The organism is Microbacterium sp. AG157 (assembly GCF_003385695.1).
Lineage (GTDB): Bacteria > Actinomycetota > Actinomycetes > Actinomycetales > Microbacteriaceae > Microbacterium > Microbacterium testaceum.
On the sequence record NZ_QRDK01000003.1, the window covers coordinates 446,902 to 473,040 of the forward strand.

A 26,139-nucleotide genomic window follows, 5' to 3' on the forward strand; every position below is an offset into this window, starting at 1 on the left:
ACGACAGCACTTTCCCGGGAAATGAGGGTTAGGTAAACCTAACTCTGTGCGTATGATGGCGGCATGAACGCCGTCGTCCCGTTCTCGACCGCTCTGCGCGAGCGTTCCAGCGACGCGCACTCGCCCCACGAGTGCGACGGGTTCATGACCGACCTCCTCACCGGAGCCGGCACGCGCGATGACTACATCGCCCTCATCGCCCAGCATTGGTTCATCTACGCCGCGCTCGAAGAGGCGGCGGGTCGCATGCGCAGCGACCCCGTGGCATCCGTGTTCCTCCAGGGGCGCCACTCCCGCCTTCCCGCCCTCGAGGCAGACCTCGCCTTCCTCCTCGGCGACGATTGGCGCGCGCGGATCACCCCGCTGCCGACCACGCAGGCCTACGTCTCGCGCATCCGCCGCGTGGCCGCCACCTGGCCCGGCGGCTTCGTGGCCCACCACTACACGCGCCTGCTCGGCGACCTGTCGGGCGGCCCCTCGATCGGCCGGCTCATGAAACGGCGGTTCGGCTTCGAAACGAACGGCATCGGTTTCCTGCTGTTCGGCGACATCGCCGACCCGAAGGCGTTCAAGACCGTGTACCGCGAGCAGCTCGACGCCGCCCCCTGGGACGATCGCGAGAAGGAGCGCGTGATCGCCGAGGTGCTCGTGGCCTACCGTTTCACCACCGAGCTGTTCGCCGACCTCACTCGCGCCAAGGCCCACCAGGTCGCGTGATCCGGGGCGGCACCCGCCCCGCTCAGGCCTGCGCGGCCGCCTGTCGGCTCATCCACGCCTGTTTCATGAACCGGCGCACGTCCTCGTCGACGCGGATGTCGCTCGGCTTGAGCGCGCGCGTGAGGTACAGCCCGTCGAGCGAGGTCAAGCGGCTGAGCGCGACGTAGGTCTGCCCGGGGGCGAAGGCTCCCGCGCCCAGGTCGACGACCGCACGATCGTAGGTCTTGCCCTGCGACTTGTGGATGGTCACGGCCCACGCCAGCCGCAGGGGGAACTGCGTGAACTCGGCGACGATCTCGCGCGAGAGGTTCTTCGTCCCCGGATCGTAGGCGTAACGGTACCTCTCCCAGACGGCCGGTTCGACGTCGTGCTGGATGCCGTCGACCTCGACGCGCACGCTGTCACCGGCGATGCGGGTCACGGTGCCGATCGTGCCGTTGACCCAGCGCGGAGCCTCGCCGAACTGCGCCGCGTCGTTGCGGAGGAACATCACCTGCGCGCCGACCTTGAGCGTGAGTTCCATCTCGGCGGGGTAGTTGGCCTCGCCGCGACCGAAGTCGCCCGAGATCTCGGCGTTGGCCGTCTGCGTGCGGCCGATCAACTCGTCGAGGTGCTTGCGGTTGATGGTGTTGACGCGGTCGTTGCGGGTGGCGAGCGTGATGATCGGGTGCTCCCCGTCGGCAGGATGCGGGGGCGTTCGCGCACCGGCGGCGTTCAGGATGCCGGCCATCTCGGCCGTCACGCGCCCGTACCGCACGGCGTTGAGCAGCTGCTTGAACCCCGGGTCGGACTGCCGATGGATCTCGACGAGCTCGTTGACGTGCAGGTCGGCGCCGTGCCGCCCGATGTCGATGAGACCGTCACTGGCCGCCTCCCCCGACCACACCTTCGCGTCGAAGAACCAGAACGAGCGGTAGTGGTCGCGGATGTACCGCATCTCATCGCCCCGCGGCGGCACCGGAGCGAGCTGGTACGGGTCGCCGAACATCACGATCTGCGTGCCGCCGAACGCCTCTGCCCGCCGGCCGCGGGCTTGTCGGAGCGAGCGGTCGATGGCATCCATGAGATCCGCGTTCACCATCGAGATCTCGTCGATGACGAGCGTGTCGATGGCGTTGAGGAGCTTTCGCGTGGCGTCGTTCTGGTCGATGTCGCCGCTCGCGATGAGCCCGATCGGCAGCCGGAACAGCGAGTGGATCGTCTGCCCCTCGACGTTGAGCGCCGCGACCCCCGTGGGAGCGCACACGGCGATCTGCTTCTTCGTGTTCCACGCCAGGTGCTGCAACAGCGTCGACTTCCCCGTGCCGGCGCGGCCGGTGACGAAGACGTGCTCCCGGGTGTCCTCGATCAGCCGGAACAGCGCCTGCTGCTCGGCGGAAAGGGGCGGCGTGGTCACCGGCCCATGCTAGTTCGCACACGTCGTCTCGGGTGGCGAGCTGGGGACAGGACCGCCCGTCGGCTCGGTGTGGACGAGCAGCCAACGAGCCTCTCCCGACAGCACGTCGGCGACGTGGCTGCGAAAGCGCGGGCACTCGGTGATGTCGTGCGAACGGCAGCGCAGGGCGTGCTCGGTCATGGCACGGGCCTGGGCGATGTCGGCCGCCCGACGGTCGAGCTCGGCGACGTGCGCCTCGAGCACCCGGTGGCGGTCGGGGGCTCCGTCGTCGAGCAGCACGCGGATCTGATCGAGCGAGAGCCCCGCCGCCTTGTTGCGCAGGATGACCGCGATCCGCACGTTGTCGCCCTCGTCATAGCGGCGGCGGCCCGCGGCATCCCGAGCCGGGCGGAGCAGCCCCTCGTCCTCCCAGTGCCGCAGCACGTGCGTCTCGAGCCCGAACCGCACCGCGGCCTCGCCGATCGACTCGCCGTTCACCCTCGCACTTGACTTCATGTCGACATGAAGTCACAGGATGGACCAGAACGCAAACGACGAAGGAGCTCACCGTGTACGACGCGATCATCATCGGCGGCGGATCCGCCGGCCTGCAGGCCGCCCTCACCCTCGGGCGCATGCACCGCCGCACACTGCTGCTCGACTCGGGCGACTACCGCAACGGCACCGTCCGTCACGCGCACAACCTGCTGACCAACGACGGCCGCGATCCCGCCGAGCTCCGCCGCATCGGCCGTGACGAGGTCGCCGCCTACCCCGACGTCGAGATCCGGGATGCCGCCGCCTCCGCCGTCGTGAGAGATGACTCCGCCCTGACCGTCAGTGTCGGTGCCGAGCGTCTCCGCGCCCACGCCGTGATCCTCGCCACCGGCGTCGTCGACCAGCTCCCCGCCATTCCCGGTCTTGACGAGCAGTGGGGCGACCGCGTCGCGAGCTGCCCGTTCTGCCACGGTCACGAGTTCGCCGGCCGCCCCGTCGCCATCGTCAACGGCAGCGATCATGCCGCAGCGCTGGGGCGGATGCTCGCGCCCGTGGCATCCGAGGTCCATCTCGTCGATCCCGCGTCGGTGGTCCGCGTCGACGGGACGGCCGACGGGCTGGCCCTGGCGCGCACCGACGACTCGGTGCTCGAGGTGGCCGGGGCCTTCGTCGCTCCCACCTGGCGTTCGCGCGCCGGCTTCCTCGGTGGGCTCGGCGTGGAGCTGCAGGAGTCAGGGGCCGTGCGCACCGATCCGTTCGGTCGGACGAGCGTCGAGAACGTCTACGCCGTGGGCGATCTTGCGCACCCCGATCATCTGCCGGGGCCGATGTTCTCGCTCGCCGCGGCCCTCGCGAGCGGGCAGCTCGCCGCGGTGGCCGTGGTGCAGTCGCTCGTCATGGGCTGACGCGCGCGGCGCCTCCACAGGAGGTTTTCCTACACTGGGGGCGTGGACACCGCAGGCGGGGGCCCCGCGACGCCCGAGGGCGTTCGCGGCGCGCGCGCACGCCCGGGACGCGTCGTCGCCGCGATCACGCTCGTCGGAGTGCTGCTGATCGCGGCCCTCGGGGCGGGAGCGGCCTCGCTCTACCGTGAGTTCTACAGCCCCCGCGCGTTCGTTCAGCACTACCTCGAGCTGCTCCAGGACCGCCGCACGGCCGAGGCGCTCGCGATTCCCGGCGTAGCCGTCGATTCCGCCGAGCTGCAGTCCGCCGGTCTCCCGGCCACCGCCTCCGAGGCCCTGCTGCGGCCCGACGCCCTCGCCGCCTTGACGGACGCCGAGATCACCGGCGAAAGCACGAACGGCGATCAGACGCAGATCACGGTCGGCTACACCGCCGGCGGCTACCACGGCGAGACCACCTTCTCGATCCAGCACGACACGAACGAGGGCCTCCTCCCCCGCTGGCGGTTCGCCCGCAGCCCCCTGTCGGTGATGAAGCTCACGGTCGACGGATCGATGCGGTTCGCCGTCAACGGGTTCGAGGTCGACAAACGTCAGGTCTCGGTCGACGGCGCCGACGTCGATCCCACGGCTGCGGTCCCCCTGCTGGTGTTCTCGCCCGGGCTGTACTCGGTCGACGTCGACACGGCGATCTCGGCGACCCCCGGCGTCGCCGTACTGGCCGACGCGCCGCTCGCCGGCATCCCGGTCGATGTGCAGGCCCAGCCGACCGACGAGTTCATCTCGGTCGTCCAGTCACGCGTCGAGGACTTCCTGACCGCCTGCGCCCAGCAGAAGGTGTTGCAGCCCACCGGCTGCCCCTTCGGCTTCACCGTGCGCAATCGCATCGACGACGCCCCCACCTGGTCGATCGTCGAGCAGCCGGTGGTCACCGTCGTTCCCGACGGCGCCGGGTGGCGCATCCCCTCGGCCAAGGCCGTGGCCCATATCGTCGTCGACGTCCGCTCGATCTTCGACGGAAGCGTGCGCACCGTCGAAGAGGACATCGCCTTCCGGGTCGACGGTGAGATCACGGTGCTCCCCGACGGCACCGCGTCGATCCTCGTCGGCGGCTCGTCCGACTGAGCCCCGGCGCGCGGACTAGGCGCCGCGCGACGCGACCCGCGCGTCGCGCTCGGCCAACCGCTGCAGCTCTTCGTTGTACGCGTCGAGCTCGAGGTCGCCGACGCGGTCGACGTGGCGGTCGCGTCGGCGCTGCTGACGCTCGTCGCTCCGACTCCACTGGATGGCCACCGCGATCGCGAGGACGAGGGTCGGGATCTCGCCGACCGACCAGGCCACGCCGCCTCCGACGTACTGGTCCTGCAGCGGGGTCGCGCCCCAGGTACGACCCATCGCGCCGAACCACTCCGCCACCATCAGGCCCGAGTTCATCATGATCGCGATGCCGAAGAAGGCGTGCATCGCCATGATCGCGATGAGCACCAGCAGACGCATCGGGTAGGGCAGGCGATACGGCACGGGGTCGATGCCGATCAGGCTCAGCACGAAGAGGTAGCCGGTCACCAGGAAGTGCGCGACCATCCAGATGTGCCCGACGTGGTCGTACAGCGACCAGCGGAACAGATCGGTGTAGTAGAACGCCCAGAGCGATCCGATGAACAGCCCCGCCGCCACGTAGGGGTTGGTAAGCACCTTCGCGACGGGGTTGTGCACCGCCCACAGGATCCACTCGCGGCCGCCGCGCGAGCCGTCGGTGCGCTTGCGGATCGCGCGTGCCGCGAGCGACACCGGCGCACCGGCGACCAGCAGCAGCGGGATCGCCATCGACAGCAGCATGTGTCCGATCATGTGCATGCTGAACAGGTAATCCTGGTACACGTTGATCGGACCCGACGTGACCCAGAAGACCCCCAGCATGCCGAGGCACCAGAGCACCGTGCGGTAGACGGGCCAGGCGTCGCCGCGGCGCAGCAGGCGGTAGACCCCCGCCAGGTAGAAGAACACGCCGAAGGCCACGACGAGCGTCCAGAGCAGGTCGATGTCCCACGCGGTGAACCAGCGCTCGATGGTCAGGTCGGGAGGCAGCGGCGCGCCGGTCAGCACCTCGGCCGGGGTCTGCCCCACGAGCGGGGGCTGCACGGGCGGTGGCGTGCGCGCGAGAGCAGCGGCGACTCCGCTGGCGATGCCCATGAAGGCGAGCTCGAGCGTGACGACGCCCCAGAAGCGGCGCGATCCGGGCTCGTCGGCCATACGCGAGATGAGTCGCCGGCGGTACCAGGCGCCGAGCACGCCCATCGCGATCAGGGCGCCCACCTTGACCAGCACGAGGATGCCGTAGGCCGACCAGAGGTTCTGCAGACCCAGGAGGCCGATCGATGCGCGCACCGTCCCCGAGATCGCGACGACGATGAAGGCGACGAGGGCGATCGAGGAGTAGCGCAGGAGAGTCGTCTGCAGTTGTCCGCGCGACATCGCGGGGCGGACGATCACGAGCAGGATCAGCCCGCCGAGCCACACAGCCGCCGCCATGATGTGCAGCACGAGCGAGGTCACGGCCGCGTTGTGGCTGGCCTCTTCGCCCGCGTGCCCCTGCGTTCCCATCGGGATCAGCGAGGCGAGGGCGAGGATGGCGACGACGAGCGTGGGAATCCACGAACGGACAGCGAACGTCAGCACGGTCAGCACGGCGCCGGCGATCGTGGTGATCAACCACGCCTGCCCGATCGAGCTCTCGACGAGGAAGCGCCCGAGCTGCTGACCGAAGACCGCGTCGAGCGTCGGTTTGGCGTTCAGAACGTTCAGGAAGGTCAGATAGCCCGTGGTGGCCGCCGAGACGGTGAAGATGGCGGCGCCGATGGATGCCGTGTCGAGGGCGATCTCGAACGGTCGCTCCCCCGCGGGAAGGGCGAAGAGCGCCAGCACCAGCGAGCCGACCATCGTGGCGGCGGCGAGGTTGACGACGACCGTGGCGATCGGCAGACCCCAGCGGACGACCGGGCCGGGGTCGGCGAGTTGCGTGGGAGCCGCTCCCCCGCCGTAGGCGAGTCCCACGGCGACGGCGATCAGCGAGACCACGACCAGGATGACGGGTCCCGCGACGCGGAGCAGGCGGGGATTCACCCCCTCAGCCTACGTCGCGCGGGAACGACAGAGGGGGGATGCCGTGTGGCAACCCCCCTCTGTGATTCGACGTCGTCTTACTTGACGGCGGCCTTCAGCTTGGAGCCCGCGGTCACCTTGACGCGCTTGCCGGCGGGGATCGAGATCTCCTCGCCCGTCTGGGGGTTGCGGCCCGTGCGAGCCGACGTCGCGACCTGCTCGAAGGCGATCCAGCCGGGGATCGAGACCTTGCTGCCCTTGGCGACCGCCTCGGAGACGGTGGAGAAGAGGGAGTCGAGCACGCCCGACACGGCGGACTGGCTCTGCCCGGTCGCGCTGGCGATGCTCGCGACGAGCTCGGTCTTGGTGATGGACTTGTCAGCCATGTGGTTGTCCTCCAGGCGACGACGAGGTCGCCTCTCGTTACGCGGACGAGGGGAAAATCCTCCTCGGTGGTCGGGAGACCGCCTCGACAGTATCAACCGAACCGCGGAATCACGCGGATTTTGACGGATTTCGCCCCTTTCGCGCCGGCGTGTCGCGGCACGGACGGGGCAGAGGGGCGTCTGAGGCGCGTGGGCGGTGCTCCCCCGGCGCGGCAGCGAGCCACTTCCCCGGACCGCGGACTCGACCGTGCGATCCCGCCGCGCCACCTCGCTCGAGCGGCGCTCTGCCAGAAACCTCGCGACACCGGGAGACCCGGGGCCGACGTTATGAACGAAACGGTGCGAAACTACGTGGAACGGTTTGAAACTGCTTTATGAATTCGCGACGTGGAGGTGTGATGACAGGGGTCTCCCCTTCGATCGACGCACGCGCCGCCTTGCGCGCCGCCGTCGTCACGACAGCGGCGCGGCTGGCACCGGGCCACGGCATCCCGATTCCCCGCCATCTCGCCCTCCTGGCCGAAGCCGAACTCCCTCCGCCTCCCGCCGTGTGGACCGATGCCATGGCGCAGACGGTCAGCGCGCTGCTGTCAGCGAGAGCGCAGCGCGACGCACTCGTCGACGGCTCCGACGTCATCCGTCGGTATTTCGATGGCGTGCGTCTCAAACGCCCCGCCGCCATGTCGTACAGCGGGCGGGCTCTGCTCCTGGCCAGCGTCGGCGAGTACTGCGCCGCGATCGGCTCCGCACAGCACGCGGCCCGATTCGGTGCCGAGTCGCTCCTGTTCGCCGACACACCCGCCCTGCGGTACCGGGCCTTCTCCGTCATGGCACTGGGACACGCGATCAACGGCGAGTACGTCGCGGCGGAGAGTGCGCTCGCGGCGGCTCAGACGATCTTCGTGTCGGCGGGATGGCCGGTCGACGAGACCGCGTACCTCGTGTTCCTCGCCGAGATCCTCACCGCGGCGGCGCGCTGCGATATCGAGCGGCTCGCCGCCGTCCCCGAGGCGATGGCGCTCGCCCACCGTGACGACGCGTACGGGACGTATACGGCGCGAGCGGCCGGCGTGATGGTCAAGCTCCTCCGGCACAGGTTCGCCGACGGTCGCGCCGAGGCGCGCGAGCTGCTCCACGGCAGTCTGCGAAGCGCCAGCCACCGCATGGTGCGCCACTTCCTGCTGTGCATCCTCTCCGACCTGTACATCGCGCAGGGCGACGACATGCAGGCTCTGGCCGTCCTCGCGCCCTACGAGAACCCCGAGGGTCACGGCATCTGCTTCTCCATGCAGCGAGCCACGGCCCTGCTGCGTCTCGGCCGGGAGCGCGAGCTCCTGCTCGAGACCGATGCGTGCGTGGCGTCCGGGACCGGGCACTGCCTGCGCACCTTCACGCCGGTGCTGCTGCGTCGCGCGCTCGCCCAGCACCGGCTCGGCCACACCCGCCGCGCACGTCAGAGCATGGAGGCGGCCCTGCTGATCATGGAGCGCACGGGAACATGGGCGACGCCGTTCCTCATGCTCCCGCACGACGAGACACGCCGGCTCATGGAAGATGTCGTCGCCCGCAACCCCGAGTTACGGCACCTCCTGACCGCTCTCGAGGCGATCCTGCTCCGCGTGGCGGCACCGGAGAACGAGACCGCGCCGGCATATGCCGCTCAAGGGCTCACACCGGCGGAGCGCACCCTGGCATCCCTGCTCGAAAGCCCCCTCAGCCTGGCCGAGATCGCGCGGGAGCGCGGGGTCTCGCTCAACACCGTGAAAAGCCAGGTGCGGTCGATCTACCTGAAGCTCGGCGTCAGCGGGCGCGCAGAGGCGATCGAGCAGTGGAACTCGGTCGACGCCTGAGCCCCACGCGGCGACCCCGGAAACGCCGAAGGGCGAGGGCTCCTCTCGGAAACCCTCGCCCTTCGAACGATGTCTGGTGCTTACCAGGACGACTTGGTCACACCGGGCAGCTCGCCACGGTGGGCCATGTCACGGAAGCGGACGCGCGAGACGCCGAACTTCGTGAGGACACCACGGGGGCGACCGTCGATGACGTCGCGGCTGCGCACGCGCGCGGGCGACGCGTTGCGGGGCAGCTTCTGCAGACCCACGCGGGCGGCCTCACGGGCCTCGTCGGTGGCGGTGGGGTCGACCAGGGTCTTCTTCAGCTCGGCGCGCTTCGCGGCGTAGCGCTCGACGACGACCTTGCGCTGCTCGTTGCGCGCGATCTTGCTCTTCTTAGCCATGTGCTTAGCGCTCCTCTCGGAAGTCGACGTGCTTGCGGACCACGGGGTCGTACTTCTTGAGCACGATGCGGTCGGGGTTGTTGCGGCGGTTCTTGCGCGTCACGTAGGTGTAGCCCGTGCCGGCGGTCGAACGCAGCTTGATGATCGGACGAACGTCCTGAGCCTTCTTCGCCATTACAGCTTCACGCCCTTCGCCTGCAGGTCACGGACGACGGACTCGATGCCGCGAGCGTCGATGACCTTGATGCCCTTCGCCGAAACGTTGAGCTTGATGTTGCGACCCAGCGACGGAACGAAGTAGGTCTTCTTCTGCACGTTCGGGTCGAAGCGGCGCTTCGTCCGGCGGTGCGAGTGCGAGATGTTGTGACCGAAGCCGGGAACCGCTCCAGTCACCTGGCACACTGCTGCCATGGTGATGTCTCCTTCTGTACCGTGACACCGGACGGTGCCACCCAAGATCCCTTGTCTGCACCCCGTCCGAGCGCGGCCGATGGCCACGTTCGAGAGTGAGGGATGCGAACTGCGTGCTGGAGTGCGCGCAGACAAGGGGTCAGTCTAGCACGGGCGGCGTGTCGCCTTGACGGGCAGTCGCCTCCGCCGCACCGCGCCCCCATCGGAACGTCGAGACCGTGGCATCCCCCTCGATCCAGAAGCGCCAGGGGAAGGCGTCGGTGCCCGCGATGCCCGCGACGCCCACACGCGGCCCGGTCGCCACGGCCGGTGGCGGCGCCCCGGGCAGGAGCAACCGCGCTCGCGCGCCCGCGCGCATCTCGCCGGTGACCGCGTCGATGCCGTCGTGGATCGGATGCCGAAGGCCCACCGCGTCTCCGAAGCGCCCGGGACCGCGGGCGAGATCGCGCGCCGCCCGTACGGCGCCGCGACGTTCCAGACGACGGCGTTCGGCGATGTCCGCCCCCTCGACGATCTCGCCGCCGCGCAGCAGCACTCCCCCGGCAATGCCGTCGGGTCCGCACACGACGTTGACGCACGAATGGATGCCGTGACTCAGGTACACATACAGGTGACCGGGCTCGCCCCACATGGTGGCGTTTCGCGCGGTCGGTCCCATGCGGGCGTGCGAGCCCGGATCGGGCTGATCTCCGGTGCCGCGGCCGTGGTACGCCTCGACCTCGGTCAGACGCGCGACCACCCTCTCTCCGCCGACCTCGGTCTCGAGCAGGGCCCCGAGCAACCGCGGTGCGACCTCGACCGGCAGGTCGGCGAGGTCGGCACGGGTGGCGGGACGCATCACTGCGGGGGCACCTGGCACCAGGACAGATCGAAACCCTGCAGCGCCACGACCTCCTGACCGGTGTCGACCTCGACGAGGTGCGTGAGCAGGCGTTGCGGCAGCGGCAACTGGTACCTGTCGAAGGGGTTGTCGACCGCGCGGGGAGCGACGAGCACGGCGGCGTAGCGCCCGCTCGGGGACACGCAGGTCTGCAGCACGGTGTCGGAGCCCGGGACGCTCAGTAGTTGCCGCACGGTGCCGTCGGTGCCGACGTGCGAGACGATCGTCGAGCGCGAGACACCGTCGGTACTGATGTCGGCGAACGAACGGATCGTGCCCGCTCCCGCCCCGGGCAGAGGGGTTGCCCGGCCCGCCATCCCCGGGGGATCGACCGGTTCGACGAGCCCCTGCTCCGACCCGTCGGTGAGGTTGATCTCGCGGATGCCCTCGAGGCGCTCCACGATCGCGATCGACGATCCGCGCGCGATGCCGTCGATCGAGACGGCACTTCCCAGGGGAGCGGCGTTGCCGCCCTGCGCGTCGGTGAGCAGGAGTCGCGAGTCGAAGGTCAGCACCAGCATGCTGTCGGTGTCGGGCACGAAGCGGTAGTCGGCGATGCGCACGTCGCCGCCGTTCAGGCCCACCTCGACGGGCGGCGAGTCGTCGGCGGCCGACGCCGTGAACAGGCGGCTCTCGCGCCCCCCGGCGGCGCCCAGGTCGGCATCCGAGAAGGTGAACCCGATGCGCTCACCGCGGTCGGCCGACTGCAGGTTGGTGACGTAACCGGGCCCGGGCAGGGGGATGTCGCGCGGGTTCTTGCCGTCGGGGTCGGTCACGATGACCCGCGGGGTGTCGCCGTCGCGCACCGAGATGACGAGATGGTTGGCGGTGGCGCGGAAGTCCTCGATGTGCGGGTGCACGAAGACGGGCAGGCCCGCCTGTCCCTGCAGATCGGTGCGGAAGATGGTGTCGCCCTCGGGGGTGCCGCGCTGCATCAGATACGCCTGCAGAGCCGGGGTGCGGAACGTCTCGGTGAGCGTCGAGGCCGGGCCCGCGCCGAGTCCGTTCACCCCGTTCACGGTGATGGTGTAGTCGGTGTCGTCGCGCAGCGGAAGCGTGAAACGCACGCCCACACTGCGACCCGAGGTGTCGACCGTGAACGGGGTCGCCGGGTCGACCTGCACCTGCGACGGGTCGACCTTCTCGAGCGACTGGGTCGTGGTGAGGATCACGCGGGAGCCGGATGCCGCGACGGCGGCCGCCGGGTCGACCTGCACGTCCGTGACGCGGGGGCCCTGCGCCACCGCCACCACTCCACCGAGGCCGCCGACGACGACGAGACCGACGAGGACCGTGGCGAAAGCGATCGCGAAGCCGCGCCCGCGCCGACGACGGGCGCGCGAACGACGGGAGTCGCCGCCGCGACGGGTATCAGTACTCATACGGGTCCGAAGGCTCGGCGATCGCGGCGACCTGGTCGGCGTGCACCGTGAGCTTGCCGTCTCCGCTCGAGCGGACCGTGCCCGTGACGGTCACCCACTGACCGGTCGAGGGAGCATCGGCGGTGGCCGCGATCGGCAAGCGGGCCGTCTGCGCGTCGATCACGCAGTGCGTGATGACGAGCCGGGTGAGATCGAAGCTCGAGCCGTCGTTCGCCGGGGTGATGAACCCGGTGAGGGTCACGGGCTTGCCGTCGAAGGTCTCGGGATTGGTGGCGTGCGCGAAGACCGCCGACCAGTCGCCGATGCCGAACTTCGACGTGTCTCCCGAGGCGGCGAGGGTCACGACGTCGGATCCTGCGAACAGCGGTGGGGCTCCCACGTCGCGCGACACCGCGAGTTCGGTCGACAGCGAGGCGGCGGGGGTGAGCAGCACGGCGATTACCGCACCCGACGCGAGCACGCCGCCGGTGAACGCCGCGATCCCGCCGGGGGTCAGGCGCGGGCGGGCCGCGAGGTGCTCGTGGGCCGCGTGATCGTGCGCGTCGAGCGGGTCGGCGTGCGCGTGGTCGGCGTGCGCGAACGCCTCGCGCCGGGCCGAGGCGGCGGCGGGGGCATGGCCGTGCGCGTGATCGTGTCCGTGGTCGGCCTCGGCGCCGAGCGGGAGGGCGAACGAGGCGATCGAGCCGACCAGCGCCAGGAAGGCCATGCCGACGGCGAACCACGCCGAATCGGGGTTGATGTACAGCGCCATCCGCCCGGTCGCCCACAGCGTGATCGTCGTGATCGACAGGCACGCGGTCAGGCCCACCCCGAGCCAGCGCGTGGCGAGAGCACCCGTTCTAGACAAGGAGGTTCACCACCGTTCCGAGCGTGAAGGCGAAGAGCACCACGACGACCGTCATCCCGACGAGCACGCGGGTCGAGAAGGTCGTGCGCAGCAGGGCCATCATCTTGAGGTCGATGATCGGTCCCACCACGAGGAACGCCACGATCGAGCCGGGCGTGAACGTCGAGGCGAACGACAGGGCGAAGAACGCGTCGACGTTCGAGCACAGCGACACCACGATCGCGAGGGCCATCATCGCGGCGATCGACAGCGCAGGGTCGGACCCGATGGCCAGCAGGGCGCTGCGCGGGATGAGAACCTGCACGGCGCCGGCCAGCAGGGAGCCGATGATGAGGGCGGGCATGACCGAACGCAGCTCGACGACGAACTGGGCGAGGGTGCGCCGACCACGGTCGCCGCGCTCCTGCACCACGATCTCGCACGTCTCGAGGAAGCGTTCGGTGAGCAGCTTGTCGGGATCGGGATGCCGGCTGTACAGCCAGCCGATCAGGTTGGCGACCAGGTAGCCGCCGATCAGGCGCGCCACCAGGATGCCGTCGCTGAAGCCGAAGGCCGCGTGGGTGCTGATGATGACGATCGGGTTCACGATCGGGGCCGCCACCAGGAAGGTCAGCGTGTCGCTCACCCCGAAACCGCGCATGAGCAGACCGCGGGCGAAGGGCACGTTGCCGCACTCGCAGACCGGGATGAACATGCCCAGCAGCGACAGGACCGCCCGGCGCGCCCACGGCGCGCGCGGCATCCATCTCTCGATCGCTCCCGGGGGAACCCACACCTGCACGATGATCGACAGCACCACGCCGAGGACCACGAACGGCAGCGACTCGATGAGCACGCTCAGGGCGAGCGTCAGCCCGTCTTGCGCGCGCGTGGGCAGCGACTGCGCGAAGAACGTGGGGGCGATGGCGTCGACGAGGAACAGCGCCGTGACCACGACGACGCCCAGGCCGAGCGCGACGAGGGTGCGGGAGGCGCCCGAGCGTTGCGGCGTGGGAGCCGTGGTGCGACTACTCGTCGCCACGCTCACGAGCCCGGGCACGGGCGCAATCGGTGCAGATGCCGAAGATGTCGACGACGTGCTCGGCCTCGCTGAAGCCGTGCTGCGCGGCCGTGCGCTGCGCCCACTCCTCGACGTCGGTCGCGGCGATCTCGACGGCCTTGCCGCAGGATCTGCAGATCAGATGATGATGATGCCCGCGCGTCTCGCAGGCGCGGAAGAGGTTCTCCCCGTCGGGGCTCTGCAGCGAGTCGGCGTCGCCGCGGGCGGCGAGACCCGCGAGCGTGCGGTAGACCGTCGCCAGCCCGATACCGGTGTTCTCGTCGCGCAAGGTCGCGTGCAGCGACTGGGCGCTGACGAAGCCGGGAGCTCCGGACAGAGCCTCCCGCACGCGTTCGCGCTGCCACGTATTGCGCTGGACCATGGCCGCGAGTCTAGCGAGGGGATCGGTGAATCGGCTGGGCGTGACCGATGTGGCCCCCGCCGGAATCCCGCGCGGCGGGCGGGCGACTCAGAGAGCGCGGGTCGTGCGGTCTCGTCGCGCGCCCACGAGGCGGCACACGAGATAGATCGCGAACGAGATGGTCGTGATGTACGGGCTCACCGGCAGAGTCCCCGCCACCGCGAGCAGCACCCCGCCCACGGCCGAGACGAAGCCGAACAGCGCCGCGAGCAGCGGCACCGAGAGGGGACCGGATGCCACGCGCATGGCCGCCGCGGCCGGGGTCACCAGCAGCGCCATGACGAGCAGGGCGCCGATGATGTGCACCGCGACCGCCACGATCAGCCCGAGCAGCAGCATGAACGCGAGCGACACCGCCGTGGTCGGCACGCCGCGGGCCGCGGCCGACTGGGGGTCGAGAGAGTCGAAGCGCAGCGGTCGCCAGATGAGCAGGAGGACGACCAGCACCGCGATGCCGATCACGACGAGCCACCCCAGCTGCTCGCTCTGCACCGACACGATCTGCCCGGTGAGCAGGCTGAAGCGCGTGGCGCTGCGTCCGTTGTAGAGAGACAGGCACAGGATGCCGACACCCAGCCCGAACGGCATGAGCACGCCGATGATCGAATTGCGATCGCGCGCGCGGGCGCCCAGCACCCCGATGAGAGCCGCCGCGATGAGCGAGCCGACGATCGACCCCGAGACGACGTCGACGCCGATGAGCAGGGCCACTGCGGCGCCGGCGAACGACAGCTCACTGATGCCGTGCACGGCGAAGGCCATGTCGCGCTGCATGACGAAGACGCCGATGAGTCCGCCCACGAGGCCGAGCACGGCCCCCGCGTAGACGGAGTTCTGCACGAGCTCGAGGATCGCGCCGTACTGACTCACCCCGCCGAAGAGGGCGGTGCCGACGTCGGACCAGTTCATGCGTCGTCCTCGTCGTGGTGATGGTGGTGGGCGTCCTCGGCATCCGGGGCTCCGACGACGATGAGCTGATCGCCGGCGCGGACGACGAACACGGGGGCGCCGTACAGGGCCGACAGGGTCTCGGTCGTGAGCACCTCGTCGGGAGTGCCGAGGGTGAAACGGCCGTTGGCGATGTAGAGGATGCGGTCGACGCGGGACAGCACGGGATTGATGTCGTGCGTCACCAGCAGCACGGCCGCGTCGCGCTCACGACGGTGGCGGTCGATCAGCCGTACGACGGCCTGCTGGTTGGCGAGGTCGAGGCTCGTCAGCGGCTCGTCGCAGAGCAGGAGCGCGGGGTCGTCGGCGAGGGCTTGACCGACGCGCAGACGCTGCTGCTCTCCGCCGGAAAGGAGCCCCACGGGGCGGTCGCCGAACGCCGTGGCCCCCACGGCCTCGAGCAGCTCGTCGATGCGCGCGCGATCCTTCTTGCGAGAGAGGGGCAGACCGACGCGATGCCCGTCGACCCCGAGACCGATGATGTCGCGGCCGCGCAGGGGCGTCTCGCGCGGCAGGGGTCGCTGCTGGGGGATGTAGCCGATGCGCCGGTTGCCGGCGCGTCGCACCGGGGCTCCGAGCGCCTCGATCGATCCCCCGCTGAGGCGCTCGAGCCCGAGGATCGCCCGCAGCAGAGTGGTCTTGCCCGAGCCGCTGGGACCGAGCACGGCGACGAGCTCGCCGGGCTCGACCTCGAGGTCGAGCCCGGCCCAGAGCTCCCGGCCCCCTCGTTCGAGGGCGGCTCCGCGGATGCGCAGCGGTGCGGTCGCGCTCACGCCGCCAGCGCGTCGGACAGCGCCGTGATGTTGCTCTGCATCCACGAGATGTAAGTCTGTCCCTCGGGGAGCGTTTCCGTGAACTCGATCACGGGGATGTTCTTGGACTTCGCTTCGTTCTGCACCTGCGTGACCTCGGCGCCCCCGGTCTGCGGGTTGACGATCATGACGCTGATCTGACCCGAGTCCAGCAGCTGGAGCGACTCGAGCAGGGTCGCGGGCGGAACATCCTGACCCTCTTCGACCGCCTCGCTGAACTCGTTCGGAGTCGCGTTGTCGAGGCCCGCGGTGGTGGTCAGGTACACGGGCACCGGCTCGGTCACGAAGATCTTCTTGCCGGCATCCTTCGCCTTGATCGCGTCGAGGGAGTCCTCGAGACCGGCGATCTGCTGGGCGAAGGCCTCGGCGTTGGCGTTGAAGTCGGACACGTGCTCGGGGGCGATCTTTCCGAGCTGTTCAGCGATGGCCTCGGTGAGATCCTCGATCGTGTGCGGGTCGTACCAGACGTGCTCGTTGAAGCCCTCGATGTGCGCGTGGCCGTCGTCGTCGGAGTGCCCGTGATCATCCGCGCTCTCGCTGGGCGCGGGGCTCGCGTCGTCGGCGTGGTCCGTCGAACCCGGGTAGTCGTGGTTGTACTCGACCGCGGTGAGCACCGGAGCCGAGGTGCCGCTGGCCTCGATGAGCGATTCCATGAACGCGTCGTAGCCCGCGCCGTTCTCGATCACGAGGCCGGCGTTCTTCAGCGTCAACTGGTCCTGCGCGCTCGCCTCGTACTCGTGCGGGTCCTGGCTGGGCGAGGTGATGATCGAGGCGACCTCGACGTAGTCCCCGCCGACCGCCTGCGCGATCGAGCCGTACACATCGGTGGACGCCACGACCTTGACCTTTCCGGTCGAGTCCGACGATGCGGGTGAGGCGGTGCCTCCGGCGCAACCGGCGAGAGCGAGAACGGAGACGGCCCCGAGGATGACGGGGGCGAGGAAGCGACGGGTCATGGGGAAACTCTATCGCCGTTGATAATCGTTCTCAAAATCGCGGGGAGCGGCCAAAGTATTTCGCAGGGGGAACCGAGGACCCTGCCAGATCGTCCAGGAGAGAAGCCTCCCCTGTGCACATCGGCAGGAGTCGAATCGTCGCCGACGTCCTTTACTGGGTGCCATGACCGACCACGATCTCCCCGTCATCGCGCACTGGATCGACGGTGCCGCCTCGCCCTCGACCAGCGGCCGCACCGCTCCCGTGTACAACCCGGCCACCGGCGCCGTGCAGGCCCACGTCGCCCTCGCCGACGAGGCGGAGGTCGACGCGGCCATCGCTTCGGCGCAACGCGGTTTCGCCGTCTGGAGCGGGTACTCCATCGCCAAGCGGCAGAGCGTGCTGTTCGCCTTCCGCGAGCTCTTGAACGCTCGCAAGACCGAGCTGGCCGAGATCCTCACCTCCGAGCACGGCAAGGTGCTCTCCGACGCCATGGGCGAGATCGCCCGCGGGCAAGAGGTCGTCGAGCTCGCGACGGGTTTCCCGCACCTCCTCAAGGGAGCGTTCAGCGAGAACGCCTCCAACGGCATCGACGTCTACTCGCTCAAGCAGCCGCTCGGGGTCGTCGGGGTGATCAGCCCGTTCAACTTCCCCGCGATGGTACCGATGTGGTTCTTCCCCATCGCCCTCGCCGCGGGCAACGCGGTCGTGCTCAAGCCGAGCGAGAAAGACCCCTCGGCATCCCTCTGGCTCGCGCAGTTGTGGGCGGAGGCGGGTCTGCCCGCCGGGGCGTTTACCGTCCTGCAGGGCGACAAGGTCGCCGTCGACGGGCTCTTGAACAGCCCCGTGGTGCAGTCGATCTCGTTCGTCGGCTCCACCCCCATCGCGCAGTACATCTACGAGACGGCCGCGAAGAACGGCAAACGCGTCCAGGCGCTCGGCGGCGCGAAGAACCACATGCTGGTCCTTCCCGACGCCGACCTCGATCTCGTGGCCGATCAGGCGGTCAACGCCGGCTTCGGCGCGGCGGGCGAACGATGCATGGCCGTCTCCGTCGTGCTGGCGGTCGACCCGGTCGCCGATGAGCTGATCGCCAAGGTGACCGAACGAATCGGCCGACTGCGCATCGGCAACGGTGCGGCGGGACGAGACGGCGGCAGCGAACCCGACATGGGCCCGCTCATCAGCGAAGCCCATCGCGACAAGGTGTCGTCCTACGTCGACATCGCCGAGGCCGATGGCGCGAAGATCGTCGTCGACGGGCGAGGATTCACCGTCGACGGTCATGAGAACGGGTTCTTCTTCGGCCCGACGCTGCTCGACGAGGTGCCCACCACCTCGCGCGCGTACACCGAGGAGATCTTCGGCCCCGTGCTCTCGGTCGTGCGCGTGAAGAGCTACGAAGAGGGTCTCGAGCTCATCAACAGCGGCGATTTCGGCAACGGAACCGCGATCTTCACGAACGACGGCGGGGCGGCACGGCGCTTCCAGAACGAGGTCCACGTCGGCATGATCGGCATCAACGTGCCGATCCCGGTGCCCGTCGCTTACCACTCCTTCGGTGGATGGAAGAAGTCGCTCTTCGGCGACGCCAAGGCCTACGGCGTGCACGGCTTCGACTTCTTCACCCGAGAGAAGGCCGTGACCAGCCGCTGGCTCGACCCCGCCACGCACGGCGGCATCAACCTCGGTTTCCCCCAGAACAGCTGAGCCTCCTGCGCCGGATGCCGCGACCCCGGGTTCTTCGGAGCCTCGGGGTCGCGGCATCCGTCGTTCTCCGCGGGTCTTCCGCCACCCCGCCTCCCGCGGGCGGTGCCGTCACGCGGACCGCACCACCGCCCCGCCACCCGACGGCTGCGGGCACCGGCATGTCGTCCACGAGATCCGCCGGTCGGTCCCGCGGCAACGGGATCGACCGGCGGAACGCTCAGCCCTCGAGCTCGAGCGCGGCCCACAGCTCGGCCCGCGCGGCGAAGCTCGACAGGTCGATCCCGAGCACCTGCTCCAGCTGCGCGATGCGCGCCCTCAGGGTGTGCCGATGGATGCCGAGACTCCGCGCCGCGGGATCCCAGGCACCGTTGGCGTCGAGCCAGACCCGCGCCGAATCTCGGAGGCGCCCCCGTTCGACGGCCGGCAGCGCGTCGAGCGGCTGCAAGAGGGAACGCGCGAGCACCTCGCCCCCGTGGTCGCGGAGCGCGCCGACCAGGCCGCGTCCGGCGAGCTCGTCATAGGCGCGCAGGGCGCCGACCCCGGCGTCACGGGCCGCGTGCGCTGCGCGTCGCAGAGCCTCGGCGAGGTCGTCGCCCGTGTCGTGACGGGCGGTGCCGACGCTCAGACCCCGGCGCTCGGCGAGCGCCGCGAGCGCCGACGCCGCCCCGTCGGCCGCGAGCACGACGACATCGTCGTCACGCTCCGCCGAGAACAGGCGCGAGGGGTCGCTCGAGACGAGGTCGAGCTCGTCGAGCAGACCCGGCCGCGCCCCGGCTCCGCGCACCACCCCGACGAGGTAGGGCTCGACCGGCAGGCCGCCGAGCGCCGACTCCGCCACGCGCCGCGCCGTGTCGCCCTGCCCGTCGAGCAGAAGGTCGATCACACCGGCACGCACGCCGCGGAGGGCGGACTGTACGCTGCGCTGCTGCTCGAGCGCGATGCTCGCCAGTGCCACCACCGAAGCCACGAGGTCGCGGCCGGCCGGGTCGAGCGGCTCGGGCCCACCCACCGCGAGCACGCCACGCAGCCGCCCGCTCTGCCCGATCGTCTGCACGAGCGCATGACCGGCCGACGGCACGACGAGGCTCGCCGCGGTGCGTCGCTCCAGCAGGCGCCGCACGTCGCGACCGACCTCCGCCTCGACCTCGGCCGGCGCCGCGCGCAGGCCCGGAGACGACAGGCGCCCGCCGACCGCGTCGTACAGCTCGACCCACGCGTCGAGCAGCAAAGAGAGCGTGGCGAGGATCTCGCGCAGGCCGTCGTCGCGCACCGCGGCACGCGCCACCTGGCGCTGGGCGTCGAGCAGCCACGACAGGCGCGCGGCCCCGTCGGCGGCGATGATGTCGGCGACGAAGCGGATGATCCGGATGAACGGCGCCCGATCGGAGATCTCGACGATCGGCAGGTCGGCGGCCTCCCCCGCGCGCACGACGGCCTCGGGCACGCGGTCGTGGATGATGTCGGTCGCGAAGCCGAGGCCCGCGACCCCGTGCGCCCGCAGGCGTCGACAGTAGGCCACGGCGTCGGCGGCATCCGGATCGGCGGAGAACTGCGCCCCGTTGGTCAACAGGAGGTTGCCCGCCTCGAGGTACGGGGTGGGGTCGAGCAGGTCGGAACTGTGCACCCACGACAGCGGGCGGTCGAGCGCCTCGTCGTCCCGCCGGCTCAGCACGCGCAGGGGGAACGAGCGGTCGTCGAGGAGAGTGCGGAGGGTCGCGGGCATGGCGGGCCAAACTGTCGATCGTCCGACGAGATTACCGACATATCGGCGCTCCCCGGTGTGGCGCGGCGCGCTCACACTGGTGGCATGTCGACTCCCCTCACCACGACCCGCAACGCCGAGATCAGCGACCGCGACCGCACGAGCGTCTTCCATTCGTGGTCGGCCCAGCGCGCCCTCGCCCCGCTCCCCCTCGCGGGCGGCTCCGGCGTGGAGGTGTGGGATGCCGACGGCCGGCGCTACCTCGACTTCTCGAGCATGTTGGTCAACGTCAACATCGGGCACCAGCATCCCAAGGTCGTCGCGGCCATCCAGGAGCAGGCCGCGCAGCTGACCACCGTCGCCCCCGCCCACGCCAGCGAGGTGCGCGCGCACGCGGCCGAGCTCATCCTCGAGCGGACCCCCGAGGGGTTCTCGAAGGTCTTCTTCACCAATGGCGGGGCGGATGCCAACGAGAACGCCATCCGCATGGCCCGCCTGACCACGGGCCGCGACAAGATCGTGTCGCACTACCGCTCGTACCACGGCAACACCGGGTCGGCGATCGTGGCGACCGGCGACTGGCGCCGCATGCCGAACGAGTACTCGCGCGGACACGTTCACGTGTTCGGCCCCTACCTCTACCGGTCGGAGTTCTGGGCCGAGACCCCCGAGCAGGAGTGCGAGCGCGCCCTTCGCCACCTCGAGCGCACCGTGCAGGCCGAGGGGCCGGACACGATCGCGGCGTTCCTGTTCGAGACGATCCCCGGCACCGCGGGCGTGCTCGTTCCGCCGCCCGGATACCTCGAGGGCGTCCGCGCGATCGCCGACCGCTACGGCATCCTGCTGATCCTCGACGAGGTCATGGCCGGCTTCGCCCGCACGGGCGAGTGGTTCGCGTTCGACGCGTTCGGCGTGCGGCCCGATCTCATCACCTTCGCGAAGGGCGTGAACTCCGGGTACGTTCCCGTGGGTGGAGTGGCGATCTCGGATGCCGTGGCCTCGGTGTTCGACGACCGCGTCTTCCCCGGTGGCTTGACGTACTCGGGTCATCCGCTCGCCGCGGCATCCATCGTCGCGGCCCAGCAGGCGATGGCCGATGAGGGCGTGATCGAGAACGCTCGCCGCATCGGCGAGAAGGTCATCGGCCCGCGCCTGCGCCAGCTGGCCGAGGACTCGCCGCTCGTCGGAGAGGTGCGCGGCCGCGGCGTGTTCTGGGCCGTCGAACTCGTATCCGACCAGGCCACGCGCGAGCCCCTGGCCGCCGCACGCATCGGCGCGATCAAGGCCGCGATGCTCGAGAAGGGCCTGCTCGGCTTCACCGCCGACAACCGCGTGCACGTGGTGCCGCCCGCCGTGATCGGCGATGCCGACGCCCATCGCGGCCTCGACGTGCTGGTCGAGGTTCTGCAGGCCGAGGCCGCGCGCGACTGACGCCCCGCGCGGGGGCCAGTCGCGCACCCGCGCACCCACGCACCCACGCACCCACGCACCCACGCACCCACGCACCCACGCACCCACGCACCCGCGCACCCGCGCACCCGCGCACCCGCGCACCCGCGTGAGTGTCCAAAACACCCGGACGATTCTGAAATCCGTCCGGGTGTTTTGGACGCTCACGCGGGAAAAGGCGGCACCGCCCTGACTCCGGCGGCGCCCCCACTGACGTCGAGCGTCCACGGAGGGGCGCGCGGCGACGCGGGTCAGGCGGCGGCCGCGGCGGCCTTCTCGCTGTAGTCGTAGAAGCCGCGTCCCGACTTCACGCCGAGGTTCCCGGCATCCACGTAGCTCTTCAGCAGCTCGCGCGGCCCCTCGGGCAGGTGCGGGTTCTCGTCGGCGTAGTGCTGCTCGATGTCGAGCACGACGTCGAGGCCGACCTGATCCATCATCTGGAAAGGGCCCGCCGGGGCGCCGGAGTTGACCCGCCACATGGCGTCGACATCTTCGGGGGTCGAGACGCCGTCGGCGACGACAGCGAGGGCCTCGCGCTTGATGGCCGCCCAGATGCGGTTGAAGATGAAGCCCGTCGACTCCTGGCGGGCGACGAAGGGGAAGACCCCGAAGCGGGGCAGCTGCTGCTGCAGGAAGGCGATGACCTGCGGGTCGGTCCGCCCGTCGCTCATGAGGTCGACCGCGTTCTGCTGCGGCGGCATGTAGAAGTGCATGTTGAGCACGCGCTCGGGCGCCGAGACCCGGTCGATCATCAGGCGTGACGCGAACGACGACGAGTTGCTGGCGAGGATGGCGTCCGCCGGCGCGAGGCGGTCGAGGTCGCCGAACACCGAGGTCTTGAGTTCGATGCGCTCGGGCACGGCCTCGACGACGAGCCAGGCGTCCACGACGGCGGATGCCAACTCATCGGCGCCCTGCACGGTGCCGGCGACGGCACCCTCGCGGGCGGCCACCACCGAGGGCAGCGTCTGCTCGACGTAGGCGACGGCGGCGGAGCGCACGGCATCCGCGAGATCGAAGATGCGCACGTCGGCCCCTCCGCTGGCGAACATCAGCGCGATGCGACGACCGAGCGTGCCACCCCCGATCACGGTGACGGGTCGGGTGTCGATGTTCTGGGGCAGCTGGACGCTCATGTCATTTCCTCTCGTGGAGCAGAGGGTCGCCTTGCGGATGCGAATCGCTCGATACACACTGTACTCAATACACTTCGTACTGAACAGGTGATGACGATGAACCCCCTCGAGATCCTCCGCCGCGGCACCACGCCGCTGACCGCCCCCGTCTACCCGCTGGGGGTCACGCGCTTCCTCGACCGCGAGTACTTCAATGTCGTCTATCGAACGGATGCAGACGCGTTGCGCGCCGTGGTTCCGGAGCCCCTCGAGATCGACGAGCCGCTCGTGCGCTTCGAGGTCATGAAGATGGGCGAGGTCGACGGCTACGGCCCGTACGTGGAATCGGGCCAGGCGATCCCCGTCACCCTCGACGGTGAGCGCGGGGAGTACCTGCACGCGATGTACCTGGACAACTTCGCGGCCACCGTGTCGGGGCGCGAGCTCAGCGCCTACCCGAAGGTGACCGGCACTCCCGACCTGCGCGTCGACCAGGGCGCCCTGGTCGGCACCCTCGACCGCGGCAGCGAGCGCGTGGCCACGGCCACCATGGGCTACAAGTGGGAGCCGCTCGACCTCGACGAGGCGAAGGCGCAGATCACCGTGCCGACCTTCATGGTCAAGCTCGTGCCCGACGTGTTCACGCAGGGCATGCGCGCGGCCCACCTCGTGCGCACCGAGATCACCGACATCGTCGTGAAGGAGGCGTGGACCGGGCCCGCCCGCCTGCAGCTCTTCGAGCACGCCCTCGCACCGATGGCCGACCTCCCCGTGCGCGAGATCGTCAGCGCCTCGCACATCGTCACCGATCTGACGCTCGCCCCCGTCCGCCCGGTCTTCGACTACCTCGACGAGGTGAACCGCGCCGCCGCTGCGTAACGTGGAGCCCGTGACGACCACCCCCGCAGAGGCGCCGAAGCCCGTGCGACGCCGCAGCAGCACCCGTACGGCGCTGATCGCGGCCGCCGAGGCGATCTTCGACGAGACCGGCAGCACCTCGGTGAGCGTCGAGGCCATCACGCGGCGCGCGGGATACACGCGCGGGGCGTTCTACTCCAATTTCCGCTCGGTCGACGAGGTGTTCTTCGCGGTATACGAGCAACAGGCGGAGCTGGTCTTCGAACTGCTCAGCGACATGCTCGGCGACGCCCGCAGCAGCGACGAGCCGACCCTCGACGACATCGTGCGCGGCGTCGTCGAGGGGCTCCCGCCCGAGGAGAAGTGGTACGCGATCCGCTCCGTGCTGATCACGCGCGCGCGCCACGACGAGGAGGTCCGGATGCTGCTCACCGCGCACACCGACCACTTCCACGACACGCTGCAGCCGCTGCTGGTGGAGTGCCTCGCGCGCATCGGCCTGCACCCGGTGATCGACCCCGCCCTCTTCACGCGCGCGGTCGTCGCCGCCCACATCGGGGCGGTGAGCCAGAGCGTGCTGCACGCCGACACCCAGCGAGTGCGCGTCGCCGCGGTCGAGGGATGCATCCTCGGGCTGACGCGCGGGGCCGCCTCCGCCTGAGCGCGGGGCCGCACCGCGGCCGGTCTCGCCCTGCCCGGACGATCGCGCGGGCCCGGGGCCACGGCAGCCGGCCTCCCGCCGGCTCTCCGAGACGCGCCGCCTCCCGATGACGGAGCGGCGCGACTCGGGTGCTCAGCGGGTGAGCGGCGCGCTCGTCACTCGCAGGCCACTCCGTCGCCGTCGCGGTCCAGCTTCGACCGGTAACCCGGCTGGTCCCGATAGAGGGGCGCCTTGCCGGCCGCGCGAACGGCGTCGCAGTTGGCGTAGTACGCGCTCTCCGCGGGCGGCGCGGGCGCGGGCGCGGGCTCGGCGGGAGCGGGCTGAGGCTGCGCCGGAGCGGGATCGGGTTCGACGACCGGAGCGACGACCGGCTCGGGTTCGACGACCGGGACCGGCGCCGGAGCGGCGAAGGCCGAGGTCGGCACGAGCTGATCGGGGCACGCCTCGAGCACGCGCTTCATCGCGTCGCGCTCCGCCTCGGTCACCCAGAGCGCGTAAGTGGCCTTGACCGCGATCTGCGCGGCGACGTAGGTGCAGCGGTAACTCTTCTGAGCGGGGAGCCAGGTGGCGGCATCGCCGTCGCTCTTCTGCGCGTTGGCCGCACCGTCGACGGCGAGCAGGTTCAGGGGGTCGTTCGCAAAGCTCGCCCGCTGGTCGGCAGTCAGCTGCTGCGCGCCCTTCTGCCAGGCGTCGGACAGCGCGACGACGTGGTCGATCTGCACGAGTTCCGAGGTGCCCTGACCGCGGACGAAGGCGATGCTCCGCCCCGTGTACGGGTCGGAGAGCGTGCCGCCGGTCACCCGGCACGTTCCGGAGCGCACGGCATCCTTCAGGTCGCGGCCGAGGATGTCGTTGCGGGTGTCGCATCCGTTGCGGTCGACGTCGAGCCAGCGCTGGCCGAACTGGGCGCGGTCGTACCCGGTCTTGGGCGCGCGCCCCTTCACGGCGAGGGTGTCGAGCACCGCGAGCGCGGTCTTGTTGGTCGTCGCTGAGGCGTCGGCGACGGTGCCCGGCTGCCCCGCGAAGGCGGCGAGGGCAGCCTGATCGTCGGCGAAGGGAGTGGCGGATGCCGTGGGCGCCGGCGATGGGGTGAGGGATGCCGTGGCGACGGGCACCGCCTGGGCGACCGGAGTCGCCTTCTTAGGCGAGGTGGCCGTGGTGATGCCTCCCGCAACCGCGAAGGCGACGACGGCGGCGACCGTCCAGAGCGCGGCACTCGATCGCGAGCGGAATCGCAGCCAGGTCGGAGTGTTGCGCGCCAGCGAGACGATGCCGGTGATGAGCACCACGAGGGCGACCATCGCGACGAACGGGGCGAGCAGCCACAGCACGACGAGCAGGACGAGGCCGGCCACGACCCGGCCCCACATCGGGATCCGCGAGAACCAGGTGCGCGCCCCGCGTGGTGCGGCCGGCGGAGGGGCGGTCGTCACGGTGGGGGCGGGCGGCAGCGGCGTGAAGTCGTTCGTCCACCGGCGGCCGTCCCACCAGCGCAGGCGGCCGGGAGTCTCGGTGTCGGGGTACCACCCCGGCGTCGCATTCGTCACGCGGCCACCGCCGCCTTCGTTCGGACCATTGCATTCCGGAATCGCATGGATCCCCCTTCCCCCGTTTGGACAACCTCGCGAGTCTATTCAGGGGAATGCAGGCCGCCCGGCCGCGATGAATGCACCTGGACGAATTGCGAATGCGGGACGCGCGGGCGGGAAATGTCGAGACGAAATCGATACCGGGCGCGCCCCGCGGTCCGGG

At 70.3% G+C, this 26,139-nt stretch carries 26 protein-coding genes; 8 read left to right on the forward strand and 18 right to left on the reverse strand.

Annotation, left to right across the window (positions count from 1 at the left end; genetic code table 11):
- Positions 1-63: 63 nt before the first annotated feature.
- Positions 64-717, forward strand: a complete 654-nt coding sequence (locus tag DEU35_RS11385) for a heme oxygenase (biliverdin-producing) (protein ID WP_103207760.1) — start codon at positions 64-66, stop codon at positions 715-717.
- A 22-nt stretch (positions 718-739) separates the two neighbouring features.
- On the opposite strand, the gene DEU35_RS11390 is transcribed toward DEU35_RS11385, so the two are convergent.
- Together DEU35_RS11390 and DEU35_RS11395 are read right to left on the reverse strand one after the other, a co-directional pair.
- Positions 740-2,113, reverse strand: coding sequence for an ATP-dependent RecD-like DNA helicase (locus DEU35_RS11390; RefSeq protein WP_103207758.1), 1,374 nt, complete (start codon positions 2,111-2,113; stop codon positions 740-742).
- A 9-nt stretch (positions 2,114-2,122) separates the two neighbouring features.
- Positions 2,123-2,590, reverse strand: coding sequence for a MerR family transcriptional regulator (locus tag DEU35_RS11395; RefSeq protein WP_246078312.1), 468 nt, complete (start codon positions 2,588-2,590; stop codon positions 2,123-2,125).
- Positions 2,591-2,661: 71 nt separating this feature from the next.
- Between DEU35_RS11395 and DEU35_RS11400 the strand changes: the two genes are divergently transcribed.
- Positions 2,662-3,495, forward strand: a complete 834-nt coding sequence (locus DEU35_RS11400) for an NAD(P)/FAD-dependent oxidoreductase (RefSeq protein ID WP_116239572.1) — start codon at positions 2,662-2,664, stop codon at positions 3,493-3,495.
- Positions 3,496-3,537: 42 nt separating this feature from the next.
- Positions 3,538-4,617 carry a hypothetical protein gene (locus DEU35_RS11405; protein WP_116239573.1) on the forward strand — a complete coding sequence of 360 codons (1,080 nt, stop codon included), beginning with the start codon at positions 3,538-3,540 and terminating at the stop codon, positions 4,615-4,617.
- Positions 4,618-4,632: 15 nt separating this feature from the next.
- On the opposite strand, the gene DEU35_RS11410 is transcribed toward DEU35_RS11405, so the two are convergent.
- Positions 4,633-6,615 carry a cytochrome c oxidase assembly protein gene (locus DEU35_RS11410; RefSeq protein WP_103207749.1) on the reverse strand — a complete coding sequence of 661 codons (1,983 nt, stop codon included), beginning with the start codon at positions 6,613-6,615 and terminating at the stop codon, positions 4,633-4,635.
- 77 nt (positions 6,616-6,692) lie between these two features.
- Entirely contained in the window at positions 6,693-6,980 is a 288-nt protein-coding gene (locus DEU35_RS11415; protein WP_013584778.1) for an HU family DNA-binding protein, read from the reverse strand.
- A gap of 398 nt (positions 6,981-7,378) precedes the next feature.
- On the opposite strand from DEU35_RS11415, the gene DEU35_RS11420 reads away from it, so the two are divergent.
- Entirely contained in the window at positions 7,379-8,830 is a 1,452-nt protein-coding gene (locus DEU35_RS11420; protein ID WP_181904636.1) for a LuxR family transcriptional regulator, read from the forward strand.
- A gap of 80 nt (positions 8,831-8,910) precedes the next feature.
- On the opposite strand, the gene rpsN is transcribed toward DEU35_RS11420, so the two are convergent.
- The 11 genes from rpsN to DEU35_RS11475 all read right to left on the reverse strand — a co-directional run bounded on the left by rpsN (position 8,911) and on the right by DEU35_RS11475 (position 16,912).
- Complete coding sequence (rpsN, locus tag DEU35_RS11425) at positions 8,911-9,216, reverse strand: 30S ribosomal protein S14 (RefSeq protein WP_013584776.1); 306 nt, start codon at positions 9,214-9,216, stop codon at positions 8,911-8,913.
- Positions 9,217-9,220: 4 nt separating this feature from the next.
- Positions 9,221-9,391: a 50S ribosomal protein L33 gene (gene rpmG, locus DEU35_RS11430; protein ID WP_013584775.1), complete on the reverse strand. Its 171-nt coding sequence runs from the start codon at positions 9,389-9,391 to the stop codon at positions 9,221-9,223.
- Positions 9,391-9,627: a 50S ribosomal protein L28 gene (gene rpmB / locus DEU35_RS11435; RefSeq protein WP_055832508.1), complete on the reverse strand. Its 237-nt coding sequence runs from the start codon at positions 9,625-9,627 to the stop codon at positions 9,391-9,393. Before rpmB ends, rpmG begins: the two co-directional genes overlap by 1 nt.
- A gap of 139 nt (positions 9,628-9,766) precedes the next feature.
- Entirely contained in the window at positions 9,767-10,465 is a 699-nt protein-coding gene (locus tag DEU35_RS11440; protein WP_116239575.1) for a DNA-3-methyladenine glycosylase, read from the reverse strand.
- Complete coding sequence (locus DEU35_RS11445; protein WP_103207743.1) at positions 10,465-11,889, reverse strand: hypothetical protein; 1,425 nt, start codon at positions 11,887-11,889, stop codon at positions 10,465-10,467. The genes DEU35_RS11440 and DEU35_RS11445 overlap by 1 nt, the downstream gene beginning before the upstream one ends.
- Positions 11,879-12,736: a TIGR03943 family putative permease subunit gene (locus DEU35_RS11450; protein WP_103207741.1), complete on the reverse strand. Its 858-nt coding sequence runs from the start codon at positions 12,734-12,736 to the stop codon at positions 11,879-11,881. Before DEU35_RS11450 ends, DEU35_RS11445 begins: the two co-directional genes overlap by 11 nt.
- A complete protein-coding gene (locus DEU35_RS11455; RefSeq protein WP_103207739.1) occupies positions 12,729-13,763 on the reverse strand; it encodes a permease in 1,035 nt (344 codons plus the stop codon). Before DEU35_RS11455 ends, DEU35_RS11450 begins: the two co-directional genes overlap by 8 nt.
- Positions 13,744-14,157: a Fur family transcriptional regulator gene (locus tag DEU35_RS11460; protein ID WP_103207737.1), complete on the reverse strand. Its 414-nt coding sequence runs from the start codon at positions 14,155-14,157 to the stop codon at positions 13,744-13,746. The genes DEU35_RS11455 and DEU35_RS11460 overlap by 20 nt, the downstream gene beginning before the upstream one ends.
- Positions 14,158-14,244: 87 nt before the next feature.
- Positions 14,245-15,105 (reverse strand): metal ABC transporter permease, encoded by an 861-nt coding sequence (locus DEU35_RS11465; protein WP_103207735.1) that lies wholly within the window; start codon positions 15,103-15,105, stop codon positions 14,245-14,247.
- Positions 15,102-15,917, reverse strand: a complete 816-nt coding sequence (locus DEU35_RS11470) for a metal ABC transporter ATP-binding protein (protein ID WP_103207733.1) — start codon at positions 15,915-15,917, stop codon at positions 15,102-15,104. Before DEU35_RS11470 ends, DEU35_RS11465 begins: the two co-directional genes overlap by 4 nt.
- A complete protein-coding gene (locus tag DEU35_RS11475; protein WP_116239576.1) occupies positions 15,914-16,912 on the reverse strand; it encodes a metal ABC transporter solute-binding protein, Zn/Mn family in 999 nt (332 codons plus the stop codon). Before DEU35_RS11475 ends, DEU35_RS11470 begins: the two co-directional genes overlap by 4 nt.
- Positions 16,913-17,075: 163 nt before the next feature.
- Here DEU35_RS11475 and DEU35_RS11480 point away from each other — a divergent pair, with 163 nt between their 5' ends.
- Positions 17,076-18,602 carry a CoA-acylating methylmalonate-semialdehyde dehydrogenase gene (locus DEU35_RS11480; RefSeq protein WP_116239577.1) on the forward strand — a complete coding sequence of 509 codons (1,527 nt, stop codon included), beginning with the start codon at positions 17,076-17,078 and terminating at the stop codon, positions 18,600-18,602.
- Positions 18,603-18,819: 217 nt separating this feature from the next.
- Here DEU35_RS11480 and DEU35_RS11485 read toward each other — a convergent pair whose 3' ends face one another.
- The gene (locus tag DEU35_RS11485; protein ID WP_181904637.1) at positions 18,820-20,325 is read right to left on the reverse strand and encodes a PucR family transcriptional regulator; all 1,506 of its coding nucleotides are present in this window, start codon (positions 20,323-20,325) and stop codon (positions 18,820-18,822) included.
- Positions 20,326-20,409: 84 nt separating this feature from the next.
- Between DEU35_RS11485 and DEU35_RS11490 the strand changes: the two genes are divergently transcribed.
- On the forward strand, positions 20,410-21,735 hold the full coding sequence (locus tag DEU35_RS11490; protein ID WP_116239579.1) for an aspartate aminotransferase family protein: 1,326 nt from the start codon (positions 20,410-20,412) through the stop codon (positions 21,733-21,735).
- 269 nt (positions 21,736-22,004) lie between these two features.
- Here the strand turns inward: DEU35_RS11490 and DEU35_RS11495 are convergent, their stop codons facing one another.
- A complete protein-coding gene (locus DEU35_RS11495; RefSeq protein WP_116239580.1) occupies positions 22,005-22,889 on the reverse strand; it encodes a 3-hydroxyacyl-CoA dehydrogenase family protein in 885 nt (294 codons plus the stop codon).
- Positions 22,890-22,979: 90 nt separating this feature from the next.
- Between DEU35_RS11495 and DEU35_RS11500 the strand changes: the two genes are divergently transcribed.
- The gene (locus DEU35_RS11500) at positions 22,980-23,747 is read left to right on the forward strand and encodes an acetoacetate decarboxylase (protein ID WP_258873536.1); all 768 of its coding nucleotides are present in this window, start codon (positions 22,980-22,982) and stop codon (positions 23,745-23,747) included.
- Positions 23,748-23,757: 10 nt separating this feature from the next.
- Complete coding sequence (locus tag DEU35_RS11505; RefSeq protein WP_180993421.1) at positions 23,758-24,387, forward strand: TetR/AcrR family transcriptional regulator; 630 nt, start codon at positions 23,758-23,760, stop codon at positions 24,385-24,387.
- A 155-nt stretch (positions 24,388-24,542) separates the two neighbouring features.
- On the opposite strand, the gene DEU35_RS11510 is transcribed toward DEU35_RS11505, so the two are convergent.
- Entirely contained in the window at positions 24,543-25,934 is a 1,392-nt protein-coding gene (locus DEU35_RS11510; protein WP_116239581.1) for a DUF1524 domain-containing protein, read from the reverse strand.
- Between the last annotated feature and the right edge of the window lie 205 nt (positions 25,935-26,139).